Here is a 23,910-nt window from a genome sequence, read left to right on the forward strand (position 1 = left end):
CGGCAAAAACCCACTCTCACAACCCTATTCGAGCTGCTCGGCGACTTCGAGCCACTCCATCTCGGCTGTCTCCTTCTCGTCGACGACGCCGCGCAGCTCCGCGCCGAGCGTCACGAGACGCTCGGGATCGCTTGCCGCATCGGCCAATTCGACGTGCAGCTTGGATTCTCGCTCGTCCAACTGCGCGATCCGACGCTCGAGTCGATTCATCGCCTTGCGTGCCTCGCGGTGCTGCGACGCGCTCAGGGCGGGCGCAACCGGCGCCGACGACTTCTCGCCTGCCGGTGTCTCCCCTTCTGACTTGCCCCCTGCCGACTTGTCCCCTGTCGTCTTGTCCGCCACGCCGGACAGCACAGCAGAACGATTGTCGCCGGTGCTGCTGGCCGCAATCTCCTTGCGCCGCTGGAGATATTGTTCGATGCCGCCGGGAAGATTGGTGAGCTTGCCGTCGCCGAACAGAGCCCAGGTGGTGTCGGCGATACGCTCGATGAGGTAGCGGTCGTGACTGATCACGACCATGGTTCCGGCCCAGTTGTCGAGGAGGTCCTCGAGTTGCTGCAGGGTGTCGATGTCGAGATCGTTGGTCGGCTCGTCGAGCAGCAGCACATTGGGTTCGCCCATCAGGATGCGGGTCAACTGCAGTCGACGCCGCTCACCGCCGGAGAGATCACCGACCGGCGTGCGCTGGCGTGCTGGCGAGAAGCCGAGTCGTTCGGCGAGTTGGCTGGCCGAGATCTCTTTGTCGCCCAGCGTGATTCGCGTTGCCACCGACTCCACCGCGTCGAGCACCCGCTGGTCGGGGTCGAGGTCGTCGAGTTCCTGTTTGAGCCAACCGATACTGACGGTCAGGCCTTCGACCCGACGCCCGGGCTCGACGTCGACCTCACCGGCCAACGCGCGAAGCAACGTGGTCTTGCCCGAACCGTTGACGCCGACGAGACCGACGCGTTCGCCCGGCGCGAGGCGCCACGTGAAATCGTCGAGCAGGACCCGCCCGGGAGTGCCGTCGTCGCTCGGCGGTGTGTTGATGTGCGCGTCTTCGAGTTCGATCACGACGCGGCCCAGTCTGCGTCGCGCAAATGCCGAGAGCGCCACCGAATCTCGCGGCGGCGGTACGTCGGCGATCAGCTTTTCGGCAGCCTCGACCCGATAGCGGGGTTTGGAGGTCCGGGCCTGCGGTCCGCGCCGCAGCCACGCCAGCTCTTTGCGCGCGAGATTCTGTCGACGTTCCTCCGCGGCGTCGGCCTGTCGGGCCCGCTCGGCGCGCGCGAAAATCCAGTCGTTGTAGCCGCCCTCGTACTCGTCGACCTGACCGTCGTGCACCTCCCAGGTGCGGGTGGCGACGGTGTCGAGGAACCAACGGTCGTGGGTGACGACGACAAGCGCGCCGCGTCGAGAAACGAGATGCTCGGCAAGCCACTGCACGCCTTCGACGTCGAGGTGGTTGGTCGGCTCGTCGAGGATCAGGACGTCGGAGTCTGTGACCAGCGCGGCCGCCAGTGCGACCCGACGTCGCTGCCCGCCGGAGAGTTCATCGACGCGTCGATCGAGAAGACCGTCGATACCGATGCCCGCGAGGATGCCGCGCACTCGTGCGTCGCCTGCCCACTCGTGGACTTCTGTGTCGTCGCCGACGACGACGTCGGAAACTGTTGCACCTACGGGTAGTTCACCTCGCTGCGTGACGACTGCGACGTGGATGCCACCGGTCTGCGAGATGCGCCCGGCGTCGGGTTCGGTGACGCCGCCGAGGATCTCGAGGAGCGTGGTCTTGCCGCCGCCATTGAGCCCGACGACGCCGATGCGCTGACCCTCGTGCACGCCGAGGCTCACCTCGTCGAGCAGCGGTTTGATCCCATAGCTCTTACTGATGCGGTCGGCGTTGATCAGCGCGGTTGGGTTGGCAGGTGACACCGGTCGAGGCTACCAATGCGCCCGGTGAGCGGTGGTCGTGGCCGTGTCTGGTCACGTGGCAGGCCACGCGGGCTAATCGTTGCTGAACGCCTGCCCGATTGTGCGCATTTCGTCGTCGAGGGACTGGTCGACGACGCTCGTGTGATCGGCGCGCGGGTGGGTGACGAACGAGACGTCGGCGCCCGCTGAGCGCAGCCGACGCACCAGTGAGGCCGAGAGTACGTAGGGCACAACAGGATCGAACAGGCCGTGATCGATCCGGATCGGCACATGCCAGTCGTTCGACGGCACCGACGTGTAGTCCGCGAGGGCGTCGGTGAATGCCTTGTCGGTGAAGGCGCGCGCAACGAGCGATCCCGGCGACACCGTGCGCATCGCGTCGGAGAAGTCGCCGGAGCATTTCTCGTGCGCGAGTTCGAGATACTTCTCACCCGTGACGGTCAGGTGATCGCGCACGTTGAGTTCGGGGCGCGCGTGGTCGAGGCCCGCGAGGATGAAGAGCAACAGCCCGCCGACGATGTTTCCCTTGCCAAGACTCGGCACGTTGGGTGTGAACGCACTGAACACCGACTCGATACCCGACGCGGGCGCGGCTGCGACAACCTCGTGTAGCCGCAGCTCAGGGGCATAGCTGGCGGCCATGTGCCCGGCCCAGAGCGCGGCGTGTCCGCCCTGAGAATGGCCCATCGACACCCAGTCGTTGCTCAGCCGAGACTCTTCCCAACGTGCCGCACGCAGCATGTCGAGCACGGAGTGCGCGGCGGCCCGACCACCGAGGTACTCCGTCTGCTCGGCCGTGCCGAGTCCCGCGTAGTCGGTTGCCGTGACCGCATATCCCGCCTTCAGCGCGGCGATGACAGCGGCGTCGACTCCCGACCCCGTCTTGGTCTTCGACGGCGCGCAGGCGTCGCCGATTCCAGTGGTGCCGTGAGCCCAGGAGACGATCTTCCACCCGCCGGGCGGCGGTGTGCCCTGCGGAATCCAGTAGATCCCCGACGATGGCGCACTGTGTCCGGACTGGTCGCGGGTGACGTATTCGACGCGTTCAGCCGCGGCGGCTCCAGGCGGGAGTTGCGCTGCAGGCACACGCTCGCGGCTGATGATCGTCCCACCGGGCACGCGGTCGTCGGCGCTGGCCGCCGGCGCCAGCGCGACGCTCAGCGAAGCCGAAACGACCACGGAGAGAGCAGCGCAGACGCCCCGCGCCAGACCACGTCTCCCCTGTTGCATTCGCACAGGGTAGCGGCGTCGACGATCGGCTGGTTGGGCGTTACTCATCGGCACGCCATCGCTTATCGGCACGCCGTCACTCATCGGTCACGCGTGCGCCGGGGACGGGGCCGCTCGCCGTGCGAACCGCGCGGGCGACGCCCGCTCCCGACAGTTCTGCTGCGACGTTGACCGCCGACACCTCGTCGGCGCACAGGAACGCGCACGTGGGTCCGGAACCGGAGACGATTCCGGCGAGCGCCCCGGCGTCGACACCCGCACGCAGAGTTCGACGCAGCGTCGGCTGCAAGCTCAGTGCGGCACGCTGTAGGTCGTTGTGCAGGTGTGATGCGACGGCGTGGGCGTCGCCGGAGGCCAGCGCAGAGATCAGAGCATCGGGGTGCGCGGTCTCCGGGTCGACGTCGCCTTCTGGGACCTCGTGAGAACCGTTGTCCCGCAACCGGTCCAGCTCGCGGTAGACCGCCGGCGTAGACAGTCCGTCGCGTGCGAGGGCCAACACCCAGTGCAGTTCCCCGCGCGCGAGGACGGGCACGAGTTGCTCGCCGCGACCGGTGCCGAGTGCCGTGCCGCCGCGCAACGAGAACGGGACGTCGCTGCCGAGGCCCGCGGCGATCTCGGCGAGTTCGGAGCGGTCGATGTCGAGCTTCCAGAGAGCCGCCAATGCGACGAGCGTCGCCGCGGCGTCGGCGCTGCCACCCGCCATGCCGCCCGCGACCGGAATGCGCTTGACGATGTCGATCGAGACCGCAGGCTCCCTGCCGACGTACTCACCGAGAGCGATGGCCGCCCGTGCAGCCAGGTTGGTGTTGTCGACCGGGATGTCGGAGACGTCGCGCGAGCCGGACCCCCTGCCGTTGTCCCTGGTCACTGACACGCTCAGCGTTGTGGCGGGGGCGACGGCGACGTCGTCGTAGATCGAGAGCGCCTGAAATACTGTCACGAGATCGTGGTAGTCGTCGGCACGCAACGGACCGACGCCGAGGTGCAGGTTGACCTTTGCAGGCACCCGGACACGCACGGCGTCGGACACGACCGACAGCGACGTAGGAGACACAATGTTCCAGCGTAATGGACTGTGGTCCGGGTGAGGGTCCGGGTGAGGTGGGGAGCTGGCTTCACCAACGTCGCGCTCATCCAGATCGGAGCAGGCTCACAGCAGGCATTCTCTCGACGAGGCCGCCGAGCCACTGCGTGCAAAGCTGCAGTCAGCAGCGGGTGAGGTGCGTCTCGCGAGGACGCCTCGATCTTCTGCGCTCAGCCCCGTGGGTGTCCCCGAGAGAATCAGATTTTCGAAGCCGTCGTCGTTCTCCATCACTGTCAGCGTGTAGAGACGCTCGGTCGCCGACGTGTTCTCGATCCGATGCACCGAACCCGGCGGCAGCACGATGACCGAGCCGGCTCGTAGTGCAACGTCATGAGAATCGCTGTGCGCCAGCCCTTCACCCTGCAACACCACGAAGGTCTCTGTTGACGACGGGTGAGAGTTGTCCGGCTGTGAGCCGCCGGGCTCCCACACCTCGAAACACACCGTTGTCTGCGAGCCGGACGTCCGCGGACCTGACAATACGACGAGCACCACGGTGTCGTCTGGACTGATGCGGTACCCGACTACGTCGTCGACGTGCGCAGACACCGGTGGCGGTATGTCCTTGGTCATCGGACGACTTCCGGGTATGCCAGTGCGGGATGTATGCCGACCGCGGCGGCGCATCGGATCATGCGTCGAGTCGCTTCGGCGTCGGCTTCCTCACGCAGCGCATCCCGGCGGCCGCGCTCCCAGACGGCGTCGCCGCCGACGTGGACTGACGCAATGTTTCTCTGTCCGCACGCCAAGACATACGTCGCGATCGGGTCCCAGATCGGGCCCAGGTGAGGCGTCAGCGGGTCGACGACGACGAAATCGGCATACTTTCCCACTTGGAGCGAACCCACCTTGTCGGCAATGCCCACAGCGTCGGCAGCTCCTCGTGTGTGCGCCCACAGAACGGTTGCGGGCGAGAGGATCTGAGGATCGGAGTGCTTGGCACGCTGCAGGTAGAGTCCCGTACGCATGTTCTCGAAGGGGTCGGAGATGTCGGTGCACGACTGATCATCGACACCCATCCCCACGCGCACTCCACGATCGAGCAGCCTCGGAACGTCGGCTATGCCCGAGCCCAGTCTTCCGTTCGACATCGGTTGCCACACAACAGCTGTCCCCGATTCACAGACCCGCTGCACCATCTGTTCCGTCGGATGCACAAAGTGGCCGAACGCGAAATCCTCACCGAGACAACCCGCCGCGTCGTACCAGTCGAACTTCGCCTGCTGAATCCCGAGTTGCTCGGCGGTTTCCACGAAGTGCGCCTGGTTTGTGATCTCGTGCCGTGTCATCAACTCGCGCTCGCGTTCGGCTGTGGCAGGCGACGACGACCACTGCACGGAACCATAGACCGAGCCGCCGAGATTCGACGACGCGTCGATCGTCGACAGGTGGGCCATCACTGCGTCGAATCCGGCAACCGCGTCTCCGAGGGGCAATTGTTCGTCATCGAGACGGACGCTCGTCACCGACCGGATTCCGGAGTGCATCACACCGTCGACCTGTCGTGTCACGAACTCCGGCTCGTTGATCTGCTCTGCACGCAGAGTCGAAGAGCCGTAGTCGAAGAGCGACACGACCCTCGACTGCGTGAAGTTGTAAACCGAGGTGATGCCCGCTGCCAGGTGATCTGATGCACCCGCGAGCGATAGCCAGTACATGTCATCCGGTTGCGCATGCGAAAGCATCAGACTGTTCGTGCTGACCCACTCGTAGAGCGGACTTGTCGCGGCGACCCCGCGCATCGCTCCGGTGTAGATGTGACTGTGCGCTGAGACAAAACCCGGTGCGAGAAAACAGTTGTGCAAGTCGCGATAGGCGTCAGCGCCGGTTGGCGGCGTCCCATCGCCGAGCGCCGTGATTCGACCATCGGACACCGAAATCCAACCGTGGAACCAGTCGCGTTCGCCGTCGACGGGGAGAACCGTCGCATTGTGGAACACAGTCGAACTCATCCCGGTAACACCTCGGTCTCCCACTCATCGCCAGTCTTGCGGACGAAGCGAATTCGTCGCGATGGGCCGACAGGGTCGCCACGCCAGAACGTAATCTCGCAGGGCGTCAACATATAGCCGGCCCACGTCGGCGGAGGGTCGAGCTGGTCGTGTTGGGTGTCAAAACGGGCCCACGCATCGCGGCGATCTCCTTGCCGACGATGCGCCATCTCGACGTCGTTGCACCATGCCAAGATTTGAAGGTAGCGCGTACGTCTGGCGTAGGCGTCGGCGGCCTCTGTGGGATCGACCGGTCGCACATCGCCATACATCACCACCTGCTTCCCCTCGGTCGGCCACACCAGCGCGCACGCCGCTCGGGGCGAACGTGCGATCTGCTCGGCCTTGTCTGAGCGAGAATCCGTGTGGAAATACACTGCGGTGTCGTCACTTTCGGACAACAACACGTGACGCACACGCGGATAACCGTCGACACCATTCGTCGCCAGCGACATCAGCGGCGGAGCGCCTTCTCCACCTGACCTCGTCCATCTCCCGAGCAAAGTGAGAGGGTCGACACTGCGTTCCTCATCGGGCTCACAGTCGACGCCGAAATCCGCACTGCTGGTGATCATGCGCGTACCCGTCCCGGATCGAAGACCGCGACGTCACCCAACCCCGACACCAGGTCACTCACGCGTCGCTCGAACAAGTCGGCTCCCGTCAGAGCGTCAGCGCCGGTGGGATCACCGACGACTCCGGACTCATCGAAATCGGTTGAGAGCCAACCGAATTTGATGGACTTCGTAAAACCGACGTGCTCGTAGTCGGCAACCTTGTCCGCGACTGCGGCCACCGCACGGTCCATGTGTACGAGATCAGGTCGGACATGCAGCATCATCGAGGTCTCAGCCCATCCCGCGTGAATACCGAGTCCGCGTTCGGTAGGGCCTGGCGTCGCAGGTCCAGATGAAAAGAACGTCTGCAAGTCGAATCGTCGACGTAACTCGCGTGCTGCCACCTCGATCAGTGCGGAGTTACCACCGTGGGCATTGATCACCAGCAGACGTCTCGCCGGTGTCGAGGACATGGCCGATCCCAGATCGATGAGAGTTTCCAGAAGAGTCGACGCACGCAGCCATAGTGTCCCGGGAAGTCGCGCGTGCTCATCGGACTTTGTGTACGCCAACGCAGGCAGCAACCACACGTCATGCCCTGCGGCCGCGCCACGGTCGACGACCTCGGCGGCGATCGACTCAGCCATGATCAGGTCCGTCGACAACGGCAGGTGCGGGCCGTGCGGTTCGATAGCCCCTGTCGGCAGCACCAGGACGGAGTCACGACCGAGTGCGTCGGCTACCTCCGCAGTGGTCAGGTCCGCGTATCGCCTCGTTGCGGTGCTCACATCCACCTCCCCGGATTCAGCAACCCCTTCGGATCAGTGCGCGCCGCAACAGCTTTCACCCGATCAGCATCGAGATCCACGTACCATTGGTGCGGCGAATGGACGTTGACACCCAGTGCTTCCAATTTGTCGACACCCTCCATGATCTGTTCAGGGCTGTGGTAGATCCCGTTGAGCATGCCGAACATCATTTCGTGTCCCATTTCGAGGTGGACCATTCCGCCGTCATAGACGGCCTCTACCTCGTCGAGCCTCTCGACCAGTGCATCGCCGCGACATTCCATGTGAAAGTACTTGTCCGGCTGCGCTTTCTGAAGCCACCAGGTCGGGTGGTTGTACGAGAGCGTCGAGAGCTTCACGGTCTGCGCAATTCCCTCTCGCACCGCCTCGACGCGACCTCCCGCGGACACGACTCGGTCACACAGATCGTCTACGCACGCGACATCGACGATCCCCCTCACGCTTGCGCGGCCTCGCACGAGCGCAGGATCAGCCGGCAACGAATCGACAACCTCAGCGCGATCGGCGGAGAGTAGACGTGGTGCGGGGTCGAGCGACGCGGCGTCCAACGCCACTGCGAACGCGTCATGGTGGTCTGCGAAACTCGTGTACACACTGCGCCACTGCTGGAGCGGCTCGACGCGAACTCGGGCCCCGACGATCACACCGGCAACACCGTAGGTGTGGACCAATGGCTGCGCGTCGTCGCCTTCGAGGTGTACCAACTCTGCGTCCTCGGTGGCGTACACGACGTCGAGGGCGTCGACGAATCCCTGGTGATTACGGCCGTGCACGATCGTCCCGGTACCCGCCGAACCGCCCGCAAGAAACCCGCCGAGGGTCGACTGGACCGTCGAGGGGTACATCCACAGCTGTGAGCCGTTGTCCCACGCGTGTTGCTCGAGGGTAATCATGCGTGAGCCAGCCTGGGCCGTGATGCACCGCTCGTCGATGTCGTGGATGGCCGTGAGCGATGTCATGTCCATGACCAACCCACCGAAGCGTGGGACAACCTGGCCGTAATTACCTGTTCCCTTTCCCCTCGTGGTCAGCGGCACACCGCGACGCACAGCAGCACTGACGATCTGCGGGACGACCTCGGGATTTCGTGGAAAGCAGACGAGATCCGGCCGGCCGAGATCCTGCGCGGACAGGATCGGACTCATCCCGGATCCGTCGCGGGACGCGCGTGTGATTGCACGCGGCAACGAGCTGACACCGCGAGGGCCGAGTATCGAGAGAAGGTCGTCGGCCAATGCTTCGACGTCATCCGGCCCGAATTCGGGCCTCCCGTCCTGCCGATGGGAACCGAACACCGGTGCCGACATCAGTTCATCCCCACCGAAGGATCGATGAACTGGTTGGTCGCAACCTTGTCGGGTGTCAGACCATCGGCTACCGGTGTCTTCTGCTTGGCATAGATGGGCGTGGTGATGTCGATGATGCGCTGGACCCGGGTTTCATCGAAGTCACCGACGGTCGCGTTGTTGGTGCCGTTCCCAACCAGCTTGAGTTGCGACATCGTCTGGTCCGCGTACTCCGCGTTGCGCTCTGAGTACGTCCAGCCGGTGTTGTACTCCTTCACCGCGTCGAGGATGACTTTGTTCGCGGTCTCGGGCGATTTCGCGTAGTCGGCGACCCCACGCTGCATCACCGGCACCAGCTTCTTGAGACACGCCGACTGCTTCTCCAGGTCACCCGAACGCACCGACAAAGCTGACTTGTAGGTGGGGAAACCGACATCGTTGAGCAGCTGGTACTTCACCGGCTTCTTCCAGCCGTCCACTTCCTCCTCGTAGATCTGGGGCTCGGCACTCGCATAACCCTGCTGCGCCTTCTTGCCGCCTGCTGCGACGAAGTTGGCAGGAGTGCCGTCGTAACTCGCGTCAACCTGCTGCGTGTTCAGGATGCCTGCGCCTGTCAAATAGCTCATCCATGTGGTGCCCTCGAAGTACAAGACGGTCGCGTCGACATTCTTGAGGTCAGCAATCCCTTTTACCTGTGGATACGTCGCCGGGTCCCACATGATCATCTGCGGTGAGACGTCGAGCGGTGCCATCACGGCCGTGATCGGCTTGTTCTTGGACATTTGAACCGCCTGGTCGGTGTCGACGTACCCGAGCGTGATCGAATCGTCCGAGTACATCTGTGCGGTCACCGACTGATTGCCGATCGCAGGTCCGCCCGCGCGGATCTCGAGGTCGACGCCGGTGTACTGCCCGCGGTCGAACAGCGGACCGACGACCTTCTTGGCCGATGCATCGATCTTCGGATTCGGCCCCAGCAATTGATACAGGTGGCCATGCTCGGCTTCCGGATACCAATCGGTCTGCACCACAACGGTCTTGGGACAATCGACACTGAGATTGACCGGTCCGATCGAGCCGGTGTAACCGGATCCTCCGGTATTCGACGATCCCCCACATCCGGCAGCCGCCACGACGACTGCCGCTGCCGCAGAGGCGGCGAAGAGGGTACGAAAGCCTGCAGAATTGATTTTCATGTTTTCCTCATCGTGTGAACGAGCGACACTCGATGGAATCGAGTGTTCAGTGACGAAATATGTTGGGGGTGAGCTACTTCTGGTACCAGCGCCCGACAATTCGGTTTCCGAGCCAGCCGAAGAACCAGAACACGGCGACACCAAGGAGCGATGCAAGCAGGATTGCCGCAAAAAGTTCCGGGGCTTGAAGACGGGACCGATAATTGTCGATCAGAATTCCGATACCGGGGTTGCCCTGCTTGAAGAAGAAATCACCGACGATGGCGCCGACCACTGCGAGACCCGCCGAGATACGAAGGCCCGCGAATATCGCCGGCATGGCCGCGGGGAACTCGAGTTTGCGGAGCACCGTCATCCGGCTCGGATGGTGCAGCGCGAACAGGTCGCGCATCCTGGGGTCAACCGACTGGAATCCGAAGAGCGTGTTCGACACGATGGGGAACAACGCGATCAACACGCACACGAATACCCGTGCACCAAAACCGAATCCGAACCAGAATCCAACGAGGGGAACCAATGCAAGGATCGGAATGCACTGCAATACAACAGCATACGGGAACAGCGCATTCTCCATCGTCTTCGAATGTGCCATCGCTATGGCCCAGGCGATGCCGACGACCGCCGCGATCAGCAGTCCCGTGAGAGCAACCGCCGCAGTGCGCCCGAGCGCTTGCCACATCTCGGGGGCCGAGTCACCGAACAGGCCGTCGCGGACCACTTCCTGGGGCGGTGGCATCAGGAAGCGTCTGGACGCGTCGAGCACCACATAGCTGACCAGATACCAGGCCCCAATGACGATCGCGAACACGAGCAGCGGCGCAACCGTGCGACGCACCTTTTGTACCCACGTAGCGCGATTGCGCATTGGCGGAGTCGCCAGCGCTAGATCAGCGGTGGCGGAGACAGCGGTGGCGGCTGCGTCCGGTCCGGGCCCGGTGGCTGTGGAGTTGGTCATGAGTGCGCCTCTCGTAGTGCGACCGACACTCGTTCGGTGAGGTCAGTGAACTCGCGGTCAAATCGGAGGTCGGGCGAGCGCGGGTAGTCGAACGGGACGTCGAACTCTCCGACAATGGTCCCGGGCCGTCCGGACATCACGACCACCCGCGTGGACAGATAGACGGCCTCGCTCACCGAGTGCGTGATGAAGAGACCGGCGAATGTCGTGCGGTCGAATAGCTCGGTCAATTCCTGGCCAAGACGCTGGCGGGTGATCTCGTCGAGCGCCGCGAAGGGCTCGTCGAAAAGGAACAGCTGTGGATCGACGGTCAGTGACCGAGCAAGCGAGACGCGCATCCGCATGCCTCCGGAGAGCATGTGCGGCAGGTGATCTCCGAATCCATCAAGCCCCACTAGTTCGAGAGCCGCCGAGGCGCGACTACGTCGCTCCCGCTTTCCGACACCGTCGAGTTCCGCCAGGAGCGCAACGTTGTCTGCGACTGAACGCCACGGAAGCAGGGTCGCGTCCTGGAAGACATAGCCGATGCGGTCAGCACCACATTGCATGTAACCGTCGGATATCGTCTCCAGTCCAGCGGACAACCGCAGAAGCGTCGATTTCCCGCAACCCGAGGGTCCGACGACAGAGACGAACTCTCCCTCGCGCACTTCGAGGTTCACATCGTGGAGGGCGTGGGTCCCATCGGGGAAGCGGAGGTCGACGTGCTCAAAGCCAACCACCGGATGCCCGGTGGTCACTGAGTCCGATGGTGGTGATGTCGATGTCATGGTGTCCTTCACGATCAACGGATGTTCGATTCTTGTAACAGATCTGCCGAGATAGATTGGTAGTCAGTCGAATACCGACCAGGTGCTCGACTTTGTTCGGGAGATGATCCGGCCGTCGACAATGACGACACGAGCATCGGGTGTTGTGGCCATGGCCTCGATCTGGTCGGCACCCCGCACCGCCATGAAGTCTGCGAGTGCTCCCACGACCGGGCCCGCCTCGGCCAAGCCCAACACCGAGCGCGCCGATGATGTCACGAGATCAATTGCTGTTGCGGGTATTTGATGGCCAGCAGTGACAAGCAGTGAGGCTGTCTCGAGCGCATCACCACTTCCCATCGGATTGAACGGATCTCGTATGTTGTCGGCGCCGGCGGCAACCCTTACACCTCCATCCGCGAGCGCAGAGAGGGGCGCGATTCCACGCGGCGCCCCGCGACCGTCGTCTGCGCGGCCCTGAAGATAGAGGTTGGTGATCGGCAGTGCGACGACCGAGATTCCGGAGTTTCGCAGCGCGTCAATCGATGTCGACAGCTCCTGCCGATCCATCGTCGAGAGTCGGCAACAGTGTCCGGCGGTACGCACAACGTCGGCCGGCCAGTGCGCCACGAGTTCGGCATACGTGCCAATCGTTGTGTGATCGCCCGCAAGAAACTCGTCGGTGTGCAGATCGACGCCCACACAGCGTGTTTCGGCGATGTGGATGAGGCGGGCGACTTCTGCCACTGGATCGTCGGCGATGTGTGGCGCACCTCCGACTAGATCGGCGCCGACGTCAAGTGCACCGTGGATCACGTCGTCGGGCGTTCCCGGCGGCGCAAGCAGTGCGATCTGAATCGTCATGAAGGGCCGGAGTTCATGCCGAACGCGATCTATCGCACGGATGGCGCGATAGGGATCGTCATCGGCAAGCACGTCGACATGCGTCCGGACGGCTGTGGTTCCTCGTTCCAGCATCGTGGTGGCGGCTCGATGGGCACGCCGATAGAACGACTCCTCGTCGAACCTCTCGGCACCCGCTCGCCAACAGTCGATGGCGGCGCCGAGGTCTCCGACCTGCGGATTCAGTACGTTCCATGACAACGCCTTGTCCAGGTGAGCATGCGGGTCGGCCGCCGGGGGCAGCAGCACGTGATCGTCGAGAACCAGGTGACCGTCGACTTCGCCGATCGAGCCTCCGGGCGCGATGTTCTTGACCCGCGCCCTGCCGTCGACGCCACGATCCAACAACACGTCAATCATCTCGCCAGTGCGCGAGCGTGCGGTGATCAGCCGAAGCGTCGGCAAATCAGAAGCTGGCATGTGGTTCTCCGAAGGTGTCGGCTGCGATATCGAGTAATGCAGACCAAGGCTGTAGCGGTCCCGCCTGGCTGGGCGACGGGGATTGTTGATGTGGTCAACATCGATCAAATTACGGTCGTCCTATTGCCGACTTGTTACGCCCAAGCGATGGATGTGTGACAAGTGTGGAGGTGAGACGCTACGGGTCGACCGAATGCAGGACCAGGGTGTCGACACACCTCTCCGTAAGGGGCGCAGAGGAATTGGTGTCCCGGCTATCGTGATCATCAACGTCAATTCCGTGCGTTGTACGCAACTGACCATGGTCAGTGCCATTGCGACAGGCGGTGACGACCGAGACAAGACGACCGAGACAACAGGAGTGGTCCAGTGGCTCTCGCCAACCCCGATCCCGCACAGGAGGCCCTGGGTGCCGAGATCCGTAGAAGGAGAAGGGACAAGGGTGTCACGCTCGCGCAGCTTGCCGCCGAGGCGGACATCTCTCATCCATTCTTGTCCCAGCTCGAGCGAGGTTATGCCAGGCCATCGATGGTCACGCTCGAACGCATCGCATCAGCGCTGGGAACAACCCAGGTCAGCCTGATGCTCGCGGCCGCTCCCCCTCAAACGTCGGCACCGCAGGAGGTGACACTCCCTGCCGGCGCGGCACTTGTTCGCAACGAGGAGGGCACCGCGCTACCACGCACCGGAGGGAACGGCGAGGAGAGTTACACCCGACTGCTGGTGCGTGGGGACGCCGCCTTCTATCCGCAGGAAAACGTCATCCGGAGCACGGGGTTCGACCGGTACTACCAACATCACCAGGACGAGTGGGTGCACGTGATCGAAGGGAGTATCGAGGTCGACCTCGGCGAGAGCGAAACGATCGAATTGCGAGCGGGTGACAGCCTTTACTATGCTGGCAACATTCCTCACCGCTGGCGACTGAGTCACGGCCATATCGCTCGATTGATCGTCGTACAGGCCTCGGGGTAGGAATAGCGGTTCCTTGGCTGGGAACCCGACGGAGACCTTCCATTGAGGAGTTCTCATGTCAACCGATTCACAACCTGAAAATGGCAGTAGCGCAACATCTTCCGACGACAACCACCGCGAGAGCAGTGATGTTTTGTCCGCTGGCCCCGGCGGACTCATCGATGTGCGAATCATCGAACGTCGTCAACTGACCGATCGCGTCGACGAGTTCACGTTTGCCCCCATCCAGTCGAATTCACTCCCCCACTGGTCGCCCGGTTCACACATCGACGTCCACACTCCCGCAGGCGTAGTCCGCCAGTACTCTCTCACTTCTGACCCCGATGACCACGGCCACTATCGCATCGCGGTCGCCAAGTGCGAGGACGGACGCGGCGGTTCGCTATCTCTCCACCACGGGTCGCATGAAGCTTCTGTACTTCGAATCAGTCCGCCACGCAACCACTTTGCACTTACGCGTGCGCTCAAGTATGTGTTTGTTGCCGGCGGAATAGGCATTACTCCACTGATCTCGCTGGTGGCCGAAGCCGAAAGCAAAGGTCGCCCATGGAGTCTCCTTTACACAGGTGCCGACCAAGCTCACATGGCATATGCAACAGAGCTTTGCGAGCGATACGGCGACCGAGTCGTCATCCACTCGTCGTCGAACGAGGGACGTGTGACTCTGTTCGACCAGCTCGCGGGCCTCCCACCCGGCACCGCTGTGTACACCTGCGGACCTGAGTCGCTGATCGCCGACGCCACAGCTGCCTGCGCGGACCAACACGCCGTCGATGTGTTCTATGAGCGTTTCGCCGCAACCGACAATGCGGCAGCACAGGACTCACCCTTCGAGGTCTCCCTGGCATTGTCTGGCAGGACGGTCGAGGTACCGATTGGCCGGTCCATTTTGGATGTGTTCGACGACGAGGGGATCGTGACGGTGTCGTCGTGTCGCGAAGGTGTGTGCGGAACCTGTGAGGCTGAGGTCGTCAGCGGTGAGGTCGAGCATCGCGATTCGGTGCTGACATCTGAGGAACGCGCCGAGAACGAAACAATGATGCTTTGTGTATCCCGTTGCACCAGCGGACGTTTGGTTCTTGATCTATGAGCAGCACGCGACTGCAGAACGCCCTGGCTGTCGTCGGCGCGTGCGCCGAAACGGCCGATGCCGTAGTGGTCGACGATGGACTCATCGTCGAGAACCACACGGCACTCGCCGGTGAGCCCGAAGTCGTCGACTGCACCGACTGCGTCGTCACTCCAGGTCTGGTCAATGCACACCATCACCTACTGCAAAGTGCCTTTCGAACATTGCCCGGCAGCAGATTCCAGCCGATGCACGAATGGTTGCGGATCATGGGCGCCGCGTACCGCGGGCTTCGAGTCGATCCAGACCTGGCCGGTGCAGCAGCAGCGGTCGGGCTCGCGGAGTCGGTGTTGGCGGGCGTCACAACCATCGCCGACCATCACCTGACCTGGCCTGCGGACATTGATTCGGTCGAGTTGGCAGGCGCGACGATCGCGGCGGCCCACGATCTCGGTGCACGACTCGTCTTTGTCCGCGGTACCGCGCGCGACGATCCCTGGGCCGCAGCCGATTCCGTGCGAGCGATTCACGCCGCTTACCTGGGTTCGACGTCGGGTGGCATCAGCGACGACGGAATGCTTCAACTGGCCACCGGCCCGTCGGGCGTGCATGCCGACTCGAAGGAGACTTTTCACGAACTGGGCCGCGCGGCAACGGAATTGGGGCTACGGAGACGCACTCAGGCAAATGAGCAGATCGACGTCGCCATTGCGTGCGAGCGCTACGGCGCTCGCCCTCTGAGGCTTCTCGAGGATTGGGGCTGGCTCGATACCGATGTCACGGTCGCTCACCTCTGTGATGTCACTGACGACGAAGTGCTTCGACTCGCGGAGGCCGGAGTACACGCGACTCATGCACCGGGGTGCGACATTCCCATGGGCTGGGGCATCGCGCCCGTCGCGGACCTACTCGAGGCCGGGATCGTCGTCGGCCTCGGGACAAGCGGAGGCGGCAGCAACGACGGTGGACATCTGCTGGCCGACGCGCGGCTCGCGATGCAGGCTTCGGGACTGACGGGTCGGCCTCTCTCCGCGCGCACCCTCGTCGAGGCGGCAACGCGCGGATCCGCTGCGGGACTGGGTCGCAGCGAGCTCGGCCGATTGGAGGTAGGTGCGGCAGCCGACCTCTGCGTATGGGATTGCGGAGACGTTTCCGATGCCGGTGTCGGCGACCCCATAGATGGTCTGCTGTGGGCGTCGCCGGGCAGAAAGCCGCGGGACGTGATGATCGCGGGACGCTGGGTGGTGCGCGACTATCACTTGGTGTCCCAGGACTCGCGCGCAATCGCCTGGCGGCTACGGACACTCGTGGAGCAGCGCGCGGCGGCGTCCGGATAGACGCGCCGTTCGCGGCACGAGACGCCCAATCGGCGGCGTGGAGCGTACAGTCGACGGTCTCGAGCGCCCAGTCGGCAGTCTCGAGCGCCCAGTCGGCGGCGTGTAGCGCCCGGCCGGTAGCTCAGGCGGGTTCGACGGCCGCGAGGCGCACGAAGTCGCCGACGTCGAGCCTCTCGCCGCGGATCTGGGGGTCGATGCCCGCTGCCCGAAGTCGGCGTTCGGCCTCGACGGGCGAGCCCGCCCAGGTGGTCAGCGCCGAGCGCATCGTCTTGCGGCGCTGCGCGAAGGCGGCGTCGATGACAGCGAAAACCTGTGCGCGGGTGACTGATTCGTCGACGAATGGGTCGGTGCGGGTGATGCGGACGAGACCCGACTCGACCTTGGGTTCCGGCCAGAAGACGTTGCGCCCCACGGCACCTGCGCGGGCAACGTCGCCGAAGTACCGCGCTTTGACGCTCGGCACACCGTAGACGCGGGAGCCGGGGCCTGCCGCGAGTCGATCAGCCACCTCGGCCTGCACCATGACGAGAGCCGTTGCGATCGTGGGGAATTGGGTCATCAGGTGCAGCAGGACGGGCACCGCCACGTTGTAGGGCAGGTTCGCGACGAGCGCGGTCGGGGTCACCGGCAGATCGTCGGCGGTCACGGCCAGTGCGTCGGCGGTGACGACATCGAGTGCGTCGGCCCGTTGCGGCGCGAACTCGTCGACGGTGTGCGGCAGCCGCGCAGCGAGCTTCGGGTCGATCTCGACCGCGACGACCCGGCCCGCCGTGCCCAACAGTGCCAGCGTCAGCGAACCCAGTCCGGGGCCGACCTCGAGGACGGTGTCGTCAGGGCCGACTCCGGACGCCGCGACGATGCGTCGAACGGTGTTGGCGTCGTGGACGAAGTTCTGTCCGAGCGTCTTGGTCGGACGAACGTCGAGCTCGGCGGCGAGGCGTCGGATCTGTGCCGGGCCCAGCAGCCGCGGAGCGGTCGAATCCGCGTCGTCTGTCAGCGCAGACCCAGACTCGACGAGCAGGCAGGCCACGCGCCCCAGCCCTGAGCTGCGAGGGTCTTCTGCGCGACCGCGATCTGCTCCTCGCGCGAGGCGAGGTCGGGACGCGCGGCATACTCCTGGCCACCCCAGCGGTCCCAGGTGTTCTGGTCGAACTGGATGCCGCCGTAGAAGCCGTTGCCGTTGTTGATGGCCCAGTTTCCGGTGGACTCGCACTGCGCGAGGCGGTCCCAGACCGAACCCGACGGCACGTCGGGCGCGCCCTCCTTGGTCCCGATCTTGACGGTGGCGGCAACCGGGGCGGCGATCTGGTTGGCGGAGAGCTTGTCGCGCTTGACGACCTTGCCGTTGACGATCGTGACGTTGTAGGTGACGTTTGCGCGTCCCGGCTTACCCGCGTTCACGACGACCTTCTTGTTACGGATGAGGGTCGGATCGTCCTGCTTGTTCTCCGGTGGTGCGACGTCTTCGAGCACGGTGTCCTGCTCGGTCCGGATGCGGGTGACGTCGATGACCATGTTCGGCGTGACCTTGGTGTCTGCGGCAGGCGTGACCTTGTCCTCGTCGGACAGGGGCTTGCCGGTCGCGGTGAGCGCGTCGGCGACAGTTGCCGCGGGCACGGTGGTGTTGAACCGCACACCGCCGTCGACAACCGTGATCTGCTTGGGCAGGGTGACGTCGACGACGGCACCGCTGACCGGGATCGCTCCGCCTGCCGAGAAGTTGGTCTCGTCGTCGCCGTGCGCGAGTCCCTTCTCTGCGAGAAGTTCGTCGACCTTGACCGCAGTGGTCTTGACCTGCTCCTTGCGACCCTCGACGTCGATGACGACGGTCTTGAGGCGCTTCATGGTGATGGTCGAGCCGTCGCCGAAGCCTGCGTCGGGTCCCGGGCTGACCTGGTCGCCGTCGGCCGGGGTGTACCCCTGCGAGCGCAGCACCGAATCGACTGACATCGCCATGGTCGAGACCTTCATGGTGTGACCGTCGACGTCGAGCGTGACGTTCTTGTGCATCGCGACACCCGCGACGCCACCGGCGGCGAGGGTGGCGAGCACGGCACCAACGGCCACGCGAGCGCGCATCGATTCTGAGTTGTGAATTCTCGCAAGTACAGACAAGGTCCAAGCATCCTGATCGGCGACAGAGTCAACCCACGTCAGGCGTCTCAGGAGTAAGTCACCGAGGCCCTACGGCCCCGAGGTCACTATCAAACAGAGACCGAATCATCCGTTCAATCGACGCCCACCATCACGCGGGATCACAATACGATAACGAGACGGGGCGATTACCGCAAAGGTAGCTGGTAGGCGCGTCGCGCGTTGTCGCCGAGCGTCCTGGCCAAGGATTCGGCATCGACTCCACGCGTCGATGCCAACGACCTGGCCGTGTACGGCAGACAGTATGGTTGATTAGGTTGTCCCCGATAGGGATCCGGCGTCAGGAACGGAGCGTCGGTTTCGACGAGCAGCAACTCATCCGGCACGACGCGTGCGGCATCTCGCAGCGACGCGGCGTTGGCGAAGCTCACTGTGCCCGCGAAACTGAGGTAGTAACCGCGTTCGACGCATTCGCGTGCAACGTTTTGGTCACCGGAGAAGCAATGCATGATCACGGTGTCGGGAGCGCCCTCATCAGCCAGAATGTCCAGCACATCGCGGTCGGCTTCGCGGTTGTGGATCATCAACGGCTTGCCGATGCTCTTCGCGAGCCTGATGTGCCAGCGGAAGGCTTCGTGCTGAATCTCGGGCGTCGCGCAGTCGTCGGACCGGGCGGGCCAATAGTAATCGAGACCGGTCTCGCCGACGGCCACCACCCTCGGATGCTGCGCCATCTGCTCCAGCTCGCGCGAGGTGGCGTCGTCGAGGTCGCCCGCGTTCATCGGGTGCAGCGCGACCGCCGCGTAGACCCGGTCGTCCCAGTCCGCCGCCGAAACCGCCCACCGCGCGTCGACCATGTCGTCGGCAACTGTGACAACCATCTCAACGCCGACACTCTCGGCATGGTCGACGATCGCCCGAACGGTCTCGGGCGAACGACCACCGCACGCGGCGAGATGCGTGTGCGCGTCGATGAGCCCGTAGAGCGGCGTCGGGTCCGGCGGCGGCTCGCGGCGTCGACGCTTCTTCGCGGCCTTGGCGCTCTCTGTCGCCGATGGTTCCGCCGACTGCGAACCGGCCGAGCTCTGTGCACCCTCCGTCATGGACTCGACTCTAGAAGGTGACGCAGGCGCCCCCCATCAGAGATCAGAGATCGGAGATCAGGCGATCAGAGATCGACGGTCCCGCTGATGACCGTGGTCGACTGCCCGCCGACCCAGATGTGCTCGCCGTCGTCGTCGATGTGGACTCGTCCTGATCGCTGCACGGCGGTGCCCTGCGAGGCCACGTAGCTCGCTCCGACGCGGCCGTTCGACCGAAGCCACACCGCGATGCCTGCATTGAGGCTGCCGGTGACGGGATCTTCTCCGACGGCCTCGCCGCCCGCGAGTCCGCGAACCTCGAATTCGACGTCGGGGTCGTCGGGGTGTCCGGACTCGTAGCGGCCGAGGAGGCCGACGTCGTACGCGCCCAGCGCCGCGAGGTCGGGTCGCGCCGAGAGCACCCGCTGCGCGGAGTCGAGTTCCAGCACGAACCACGGCGGGCCGTTGTCGATCCATTCTGCGGCGCGGACGTGCTGACGTGAGAGCCCGAGCGCGGGCAGCACCTCGTCGACGAGGGCGTCGTCGACCGGACCCGATCGGCGCAGCGGGGGCGCCGCGAAGGCGAGTCGATCGCCGTCACGACGGATCGTCACCAGTCCGACGCCGCACTCCTGGACGACGTTCGCCCCGCGCGGCGATCCGCCCGCGGCGAGCCACGCGTGCGCCGAACCCAGCGTCGGGTGCCCCGCGAAGGGGAGTTCGCCGCCGGGAGTGAAGATGCGCAGTCGGTAGTCGGCGCCGGGGTCGGTCGCGGACTGGATGAACGTCGTCTCGGAAAGGTTAGTCCAGCGAGCGAACGCCGCCATCTCGTCGTCGGAGATCCCGTCGCCGTCGATCACGACAGCAACGGGGTTGCCGCGCAATGGTTTTGAACTGAATACGTCGACCTGGGCAAAACGTCGGGACTGCTGCGCTGATGACATGTCCCCATGCTTGCCGCCGCGACCGAGGGTTGTCCAGCGATTTGCGACGACGGACGTCTGACCTTCGAGCGCAGGTCCGACGCGCCGCCGAGCGCCTGGACGCGACGTGTGGTCTGCTCGCATACCGCGCCGTGGACTGCCCAGGCGGGTAGCGTGTCGGACGTGTTGGGTTTGCCAGAACAGATCTCGGTCGCCCTATTCGACCTCGACGGTGTTCTCACGAGTACCGCCGTCCTACATCGCGTTGCGTGGAAAGCCGCCTTCGACGACTTCCTGCGTGACCGCGACGGCGACGACTTCGTGCCGTTCACCGAACAGGACTACCTCGACTACGTCGACGGTCGTCCACGCGAAGACGGTGTGCGCGCGTTCTTGTCGTCGCGTGGCATCGACGATGTCGACGACGCGACGACCGAGCGCATCGGGTCGGAGAAGAACGAGATGTTCCTGGCCAAGCTCGCCAGCGACGGCGTGAATCCGTATCCCGGGTCGGTGCGTTACCTGCAGGCTGCCCAGGATGCCGGACTACGCGTAGCAGTGGTGACATCGTCGAAGAACGGAGAAGCCGTCCTCGACGCTGCCGGGCTGTCGAAGTACGTGGAAGTGCGGGTGGACGGACAAGAAACGGCCGCACGTGGACTGCGCGGGAAACCCGCGCCCGACTCGTTTCTCTTGGGGGCAGAATTGATGGGCGTCGAACCGACGGCGGCAGCCGTCTTCGAGGACGCGATCTCCGGTGTGCAGGCAGGTGTGGCCGGCCATTTCGGCTACGTCGTCGGCATCGATCGGGTGGGCGGTAGTCAGGCGGAGGCCATGCGTACCGCGGGCGCCGACGTTGTCGTCAACGATCTCGACGAGTTGATCCCCGCATGAGCCGCACCGTAGAGCAGAGCACCGGTTTCGACATCGATCCGTGGCAGTTGCACTGGCGCGGAGTCGATCTCGACATGCTGGGCCGAAAGGAAACGTTGTTCGCACTCTCGAATGGTCACATCGGCCTCCGCGGAAGCTTCGAGGAGGGCGAGCCGGTCGATCATCCCGGCACCTACCTCAACGGCTTCTACGAGCTGCGTGATCTGCCGTACGCCGAAAGTGGTTACGGCTATCCGGAGTCGGGCCAGACCGTGGTGAATGTGACCGACGGCAAGATCATCCGGCTCCTCGTCGAGGACGAGCCGATGGACCTTCGATACGGCCGCACCGAAGAGCATTCGCAGACACTCGACTTCCGCACGGGCACGTTGCGCCGCAACACACTCTGGACCTCTCCCACCGGCCGCACCGTACGCATCAAGTCCGAGCGACTGGTCTCGTTCACCACACGCACCATCGCGGCGATCCACTACGAGGTGGAGCCCGTCGGCGAGGACATGAAGATCGTCCTGCAGTCCGACCTGCTCGCCAACGAGCCCGTCCCCGTACCCGGCAACGATCCCCGACTCGCGGCGGCGCTGGAGTCACCATTGGTCTCCGACCTCGCAACCTGCCGCAATTACTGGGGCATCCTGGTGCACCACACCAAACAGTCCGGGCTGCACATGGCAGCCGGTATGGACCACCAGATCGACTTCCCCGGCGCCGCTGACAGTTTCATCCGTGCCGACGAAGACCTCGCACGACTGACCATCGCAGCGAACGTCCCGCAGGGCACGTCGCTGAAGATGACCAAGTACATCGGATACGGCTGGTCGGCGCGACGATCGGTGCCCGCACTACGCGCGCAGGTCGACGCGGCGCTCGCCATGGCGATGGAAACGGGCTGGGAATCGCTGAAAGCCATGCAGATCGCCTACATGGACGATTTCTGGCGCGACGCCGACATCGAGCTCGATGGCGATCCCGAGGTGCAGCAGGCGGTGCGCTTTGCGCTCTTCCACGTGCTTCAGGCGGGTGCGCGCGGGCAGTCCCGAGCCATCCCCGCCAAGGGACTCACCGGGCCCGGTTACGACGGTCACACCTTCTGGGACACCGAGAGTTTCATCCTGCCCATGCTCACCTACACCGTCCCCGCTGCTGCCGGTGAGGAGTTGCGGTGGCGCCATTCGACGATGGACAAGGCAAAGGCGCGTGCCGCCGAGCTCGGCCAGCGCGGCGCCATGTTCCCGTGGCGCTCCATCAACGGCGAAGAGTGTTCGGGCTACTGGCCGGCGGGAACCGCGGGCGTGCACGTCAACGCCGACATCGCGAACGCGACCGCGCGCTACATGCGCGCCACCGAGGACGAACAGTTCGAAACCGAGTGCGGCGTCGAACTTCTCGTCGAGATCGCGCGTCTGTTCGCCGGGCTAGGACACCACGACGTCAACGGGCGATTCCGGCTCGACGGCGTCACCGGCCCGGACGAGTACACCGCGGTCGTCAACAACAACGTGTTCACCAACCTCGCTGCGCAACTCGCACTCCGCGACGGCGTCGCCTGGGTGCATCGCCGACCCGACCTCGCACAGAAGTACGGTGTGACGAATGCCGAAGCGGCACACTGGGAATCGTGTGCCGATGACATGACCATCCCGTTCGACGACGCACTGGGCGTGCACCAGCAGTGCGAGGCGTTCACCTTGCTCGGAGCATGGGACTTCGCGGCGTCGGTCGGCAAGTACCCACTGCTGCTGAACTACCCGTACTACGACCTGTACCGCAAACAGGTGGTCAAGCAGGCCGACCTCGTGTTCGCGATGTACATGTTCGGTCGCGCATTCACCGAGGAACAGAAGCTTCGCAACTTCGACTACTACTATCCGCTCACCGTTCGCGACTCGTCGTTGTCGGCGTGCTGCGAGGCCGTCACGGCGGCCGAGGTGGGCTACCTGGATCTCAGCTACGACCTGCTCGCCGAATCCGTGTTCACCGACCTGCACGACCTGCACAGCAACGTCAGCAGTGGTCTGCACATCGCCGCGCTAGCGGGCGCGTGGATGGACTGCGTGGCCGGGTTCGGCGGTATGCGTGACTTCGGCGGCCACATCACGTTTGCGCCGAGGCTCCCACCGCGGCTGACGTACATGTCTTTCCGTATGACGGTGCGGGATTCGAAGATCGTCGTCGCCGTCGACAAGAAGACGGCCACGTACCGTCTGATCTCGGGGCCGAAGATCGACCTCGCGCACCACGGCGAGAAGTTCACGTTGACCGAGGAACACCCGGTGACACGAGACATCTCGGAGATCGAGCACCGCGAACCACCGAAGGCACCGGTGGGCTGCGAGCCGTATCACCGCGACTGACGCGCCTCGGCCGCGAAGGCGGCCGAGGCCTCAGTGCGTCGGCTTGGCCTGCGGGTCGGGCTTGTTGTTGCGCGCGATGCGCGTACGGAGA

Annotated in this window: 21 protein-coding genes; 5 read left to right on the plus strand and 16 right to left on the minus strand. The window is 64.4% G+C overall.

Going from position 1 to position 23,910, the window contains the following annotated elements:
- Window positions 1-24: 24 nt before the first annotated feature.
- The 12 genes from A5766_RS06035 to A5766_RS06090 all read right to left on the minus strand — a co-directional run bounded on the left by A5766_RS06035 (window position 25) and on the right by A5766_RS06090 (window position 13,094).
- Window positions 25-1,914, minus strand: coding sequence for an ABC-F family ATP-binding cassette domain-containing protein (locus A5766_RS06035; RefSeq protein WP_064903842.1), 1,890 nt, complete (start codon window positions 1,912-1,914; stop codon window positions 25-27).
- Between the two features lie 72 nt (window positions 1,915-1,986).
- Entirely contained in the window at window positions 1,987-3,144 is a 1,158-nt protein-coding gene (locus A5766_RS06040) for a lipase family protein (protein WP_005207193.1), read from the minus strand.
- A gap of 76 nt (window positions 3,145-3,220) precedes the next feature.
- Window positions 3,221-4,198 (minus strand): 4-(cytidine 5'-diphospho)-2-C-methyl-D-erythritol kinase, encoded by a 978-nt coding sequence (locus A5766_RS06045; protein WP_064903844.1) that lies wholly within the window; start codon window positions 4,196-4,198, stop codon window positions 3,221-3,223.
- Window positions 4,199-4,294: 96 nt separating this feature from the next.
- Window positions 4,295-4,801: a cupin domain-containing protein gene (locus tag A5766_RS06050; protein WP_005207191.1), complete on the minus strand. Its 507-nt coding sequence runs from the start codon at window positions 4,799-4,801 to the stop codon at window positions 4,295-4,297.
- Window positions 4,798-6,180 (minus strand): amidohydrolase family protein, encoded by a 1,383-nt coding sequence (locus tag A5766_RS06055; RefSeq protein ID WP_005207190.1) that lies wholly within the window; start codon window positions 6,178-6,180, stop codon window positions 4,798-4,800. Before A5766_RS06055 ends, A5766_RS06050 begins: the two co-directional genes overlap by 4 nt.
- Window positions 6,177-6,674 carry a pyridoxamine 5'-phosphate oxidase family protein gene (locus tag A5766_RS06060; protein ID WP_231894565.1) on the minus strand — a complete coding sequence of 166 codons (498 nt, stop codon included), beginning with the start codon at window positions 6,672-6,674 and terminating at the stop codon, window positions 6,177-6,179. Before A5766_RS06060 ends, A5766_RS06055 begins: the two co-directional genes overlap by 4 nt.
- Window positions 6,675-6,790: 116 nt before the next feature.
- Complete coding sequence (locus A5766_RS06065) at window positions 6,791-7,564, minus strand: creatininase family protein (RefSeq protein WP_005207188.1); 774 nt, start codon at window positions 7,562-7,564, stop codon at window positions 6,791-6,793.
- Window positions 7,561-8,892 carry an FAD-binding oxidoreductase gene (locus A5766_RS06070; RefSeq protein WP_005207187.1) on the minus strand — a complete coding sequence of 444 codons (1,332 nt, stop codon included), beginning with the start codon at window positions 8,890-8,892 and terminating at the stop codon, window positions 7,561-7,563. The genes A5766_RS06065 and A5766_RS06070 overlap by 4 nt, the downstream gene beginning before the upstream one ends.
- Entirely contained in the window at window positions 8,892-10,067 is a 1,176-nt protein-coding gene (locus A5766_RS06075) for an ABC transporter substrate-binding protein (RefSeq protein ID WP_005207184.1), read from the minus strand. Before A5766_RS06075 ends, A5766_RS06070 begins: the two co-directional genes overlap by 1 nt.
- A 73-nt stretch (window positions 10,068-10,140) precedes the next feature.
- Window positions 10,141-11,022 (minus strand): ABC transporter permease, encoded by an 882-nt coding sequence (locus A5766_RS06080; protein WP_064861672.1) that lies wholly within the window; start codon window positions 11,020-11,022, stop codon window positions 10,141-10,143.
- Window positions 11,019-11,792, minus strand: a complete 774-nt coding sequence (locus A5766_RS06085; protein WP_051993929.1) for an ABC transporter ATP-binding protein — start codon at window positions 11,790-11,792, stop codon at window positions 11,019-11,021. The genes A5766_RS06080 and A5766_RS06085 overlap by 4 nt, the downstream gene beginning before the upstream one ends.
- A 63-nt stretch (window positions 11,793-11,855) precedes the next feature.
- The gene (locus A5766_RS06090; protein ID WP_005207179.1) at window positions 11,856-13,094 is read right to left on the minus strand and encodes an amidohydrolase family protein; all 1,239 of its coding nucleotides are present in this window, start codon (window positions 13,092-13,094) and stop codon (window positions 11,856-11,858) included.
- Between the two features lie 369 nt (window positions 13,095-13,463).
- On the opposite strand from A5766_RS06090, the gene A5766_RS06095 reads away from it, so the two are divergent.
- Genes A5766_RS06095 through A5766_RS06105 form a run of 3 tightly spaced genes read left to right on the plus strand, consistent with a single transcriptional unit; the run spans window position 13,464 to window position 16,475 of the window.
- Window positions 13,464-14,069, plus strand: coding sequence for a helix-turn-helix domain-containing protein (locus A5766_RS06095; RefSeq protein ID WP_005207177.1), 606 nt, complete (start codon window positions 13,464-13,466; stop codon window positions 14,067-14,069).
- Between the two features lie 55 nt (window positions 14,070-14,124).
- Window positions 14,125-15,159 (plus strand): PDR/VanB family oxidoreductase, encoded by a 1,035-nt coding sequence (locus A5766_RS25505; protein WP_005207175.1) that lies wholly within the window; start codon window positions 14,125-14,127, stop codon window positions 15,157-15,159.
- On the plus strand, window positions 15,156-16,475 hold the full coding sequence (locus A5766_RS06105; protein WP_005207174.1) for an amidohydrolase family protein: 1,320 nt from the start codon (window positions 15,156-15,158) through the stop codon (window positions 16,473-16,475). Before A5766_RS25505 ends, A5766_RS06105 begins: the two co-directional genes overlap by 4 nt.
- Before the next feature lie 121 nt (window positions 16,476-16,596).
- Here A5766_RS06105 and rsmA read toward each other — a convergent pair whose 3' ends face one another.
- The 4 genes from rsmA to A5766_RS06125 all read right to left on the minus strand — a co-directional run bounded on the left by rsmA (window position 16,597) and on the right by A5766_RS06125 (window position 20,595).
- Complete coding sequence (rsmA, locus tag A5766_RS06110; RefSeq protein WP_064903846.1) at window positions 16,597-17,505, minus strand: 16S rRNA (adenine(1518)-N(6)/adenine(1519)-N(6))-dimethyltransferase RsmA; 909 nt, start codon at window positions 17,503-17,505, stop codon at window positions 16,597-16,599.
- Window positions 17,469-18,554 carry a resuscitation-promoting factor gene (locus tag A5766_RS06115; protein ID WP_005207172.1) on the minus strand — a complete coding sequence of 362 codons (1,086 nt, stop codon included), beginning with the start codon at window positions 18,552-18,554 and terminating at the stop codon, window positions 17,469-17,471. Before A5766_RS06115 ends, rsmA begins: the two co-directional genes overlap by 37 nt.
- Before the next feature lie 203 nt (window positions 18,555-18,757).
- Window positions 18,758-19,672 (minus strand): TatD family hydrolase, encoded by a 915-nt coding sequence (locus A5766_RS06120; RefSeq protein ID WP_005207171.1) that lies wholly within the window; start codon window positions 19,670-19,672, stop codon window positions 18,758-18,760.
- 65 nt (window positions 19,673-19,737) lie between these two features.
- Window positions 19,738-20,595: a PhzF family phenazine biosynthesis protein gene (locus A5766_RS06125; protein WP_005207170.1), complete on the minus strand. Its 858-nt coding sequence runs from the start codon at window positions 20,593-20,595 to the stop codon at window positions 19,738-19,740.
- 162 nt (window positions 20,596-20,757) lie between these two features.
- Between A5766_RS06125 and A5766_RS06130 the strand changes: the two genes are divergently transcribed.
- Together A5766_RS06130 and A5766_RS06135 are read left to right on the plus strand one after the other, a co-directional pair.
- Window positions 20,758-21,468 (plus strand): HAD family hydrolase, encoded by a 711-nt coding sequence (locus tag A5766_RS06130; protein WP_064903861.1) that lies wholly within the window; start codon window positions 20,758-20,760, stop codon window positions 21,466-21,468.
- Entirely contained in the window at window positions 21,465-23,819 is a 2,355-nt protein-coding gene (locus A5766_RS06135; RefSeq protein ID WP_064903848.1) for a glycoside hydrolase family 65 protein, read from the plus strand. The genes A5766_RS06130 and A5766_RS06135 overlap by 4 nt, the downstream gene beginning before the upstream one ends.
- The last annotated feature ends 91 nt before the right edge of the window (window positions 23,820-23,910 follow it).

The organism is Gordonia sp. 852002-51296_SCH5728562-b (assembly GCF_001665475.1).
GTDB classification, from domain to species: Bacteria; Actinomycetota; Actinomycetes; order Mycobacteriales; family Mycobacteriaceae; genus Gordonia; species Gordonia sputi.

Excerpts from the sequence above, each read along its gene's own strand:
- A5766_RS06120 (WP_005207171.1), bottom strand. The coding sequence starts at position 19,672 with ATGACGGAGGGTGCACAGAGCTCGGCCGGTTCGCAGTCGGCGGAACCA.
- A5766_RS06070 (WP_005207187.1), bottom strand. The coding sequence starts at position 8,892 with ATGTCGGCACCGGTGTTCGGTTCCCATCGGCAGGACGGGAGGCCCGAA.
- A5766_RS06060 (WP_231894565.1), bottom strand. The coding sequence starts at position 6,674 with ATGTCGCTGGCGACGAATGGTGTCGACGGTTATCCGCGTGTGCGTCAC.
- A5766_RS06055 (WP_005207190.1), bottom strand. The coding sequence starts at position 6,180 with ATGAGTTCGACTGTGTTCCACAATGCGACGGTTCTCCCCGTCGACGGC.
- A5766_RS06135 (WP_064903848.1), top strand. The coding sequence starts at position 21,465 with ATGAGCCGCACCGTAGAGCAGAGCACCGGTTTCGACATCGATCCGTGG.
- A5766_RS06050 (WP_005207191.1), bottom strand. The coding sequence starts at position 4,801 with ATGACCAAGGACATACCGCCACCGGTGTCTGCGCACGTCGACGACGTA.
- A5766_RS06075 (WP_005207184.1), bottom strand. The coding sequence starts at position 10,067 with ATGAAAATCAATTCTGCAGGCTTTCGTACCCTCTTCGCCGCCTCTGCG.
- A5766_RS06080 (WP_064861672.1), bottom strand. The coding sequence starts at position 11,022 with ATGACCAACTCCACAGCCACCGGGCCCGGACCGGACGCAGCCGCCACC.
- A5766_RS06085 (WP_051993929.1), bottom strand. The coding sequence starts at position 11,792 with ATGACATCGACATCACCACCATCGGACTCAGTGACCACCGGGCATCCG.
- A5766_RS25505 (WP_005207175.1), top strand. The coding sequence starts at position 14,125 with ATGTCAACCGATTCACAACCTGAAAATGGCAGTAGCGCAACATCTTCC.
- A5766_RS06115 (WP_005207172.1), bottom strand. The coding sequence starts at position 18,554 with ATGCGCGCTCGCGTGGCCGTTGGTGCCGTGCTCGCCACCCTCGCCGCC.
- A5766_RS06040 (WP_005207193.1), bottom strand. The coding sequence starts at position 3,144 with ATGCAACAGGGGAGACGTGGTCTGGCGCGGGGCGTCTGCGCTGCTCTC.
- A5766_RS06105 (WP_005207174.1), top strand. The coding sequence starts at position 15,156 with ATGAGCAGCACGCGACTGCAGAACGCCCTGGCTGTCGTCGGCGCGTGC.
- A5766_RS06090 (WP_005207179.1), bottom strand. The coding sequence starts at position 13,094 with ATGCCAGCTTCTGATTTGCCGACGCTTCGGCTGATCACCGCACGCTCG.
- A5766_RS06125 (WP_005207170.1), bottom strand. The coding sequence starts at position 20,595 with ATGTCATCAGCGCAGCAGTCCCGACGTTTTGCCCAGGTCGACGTATTC.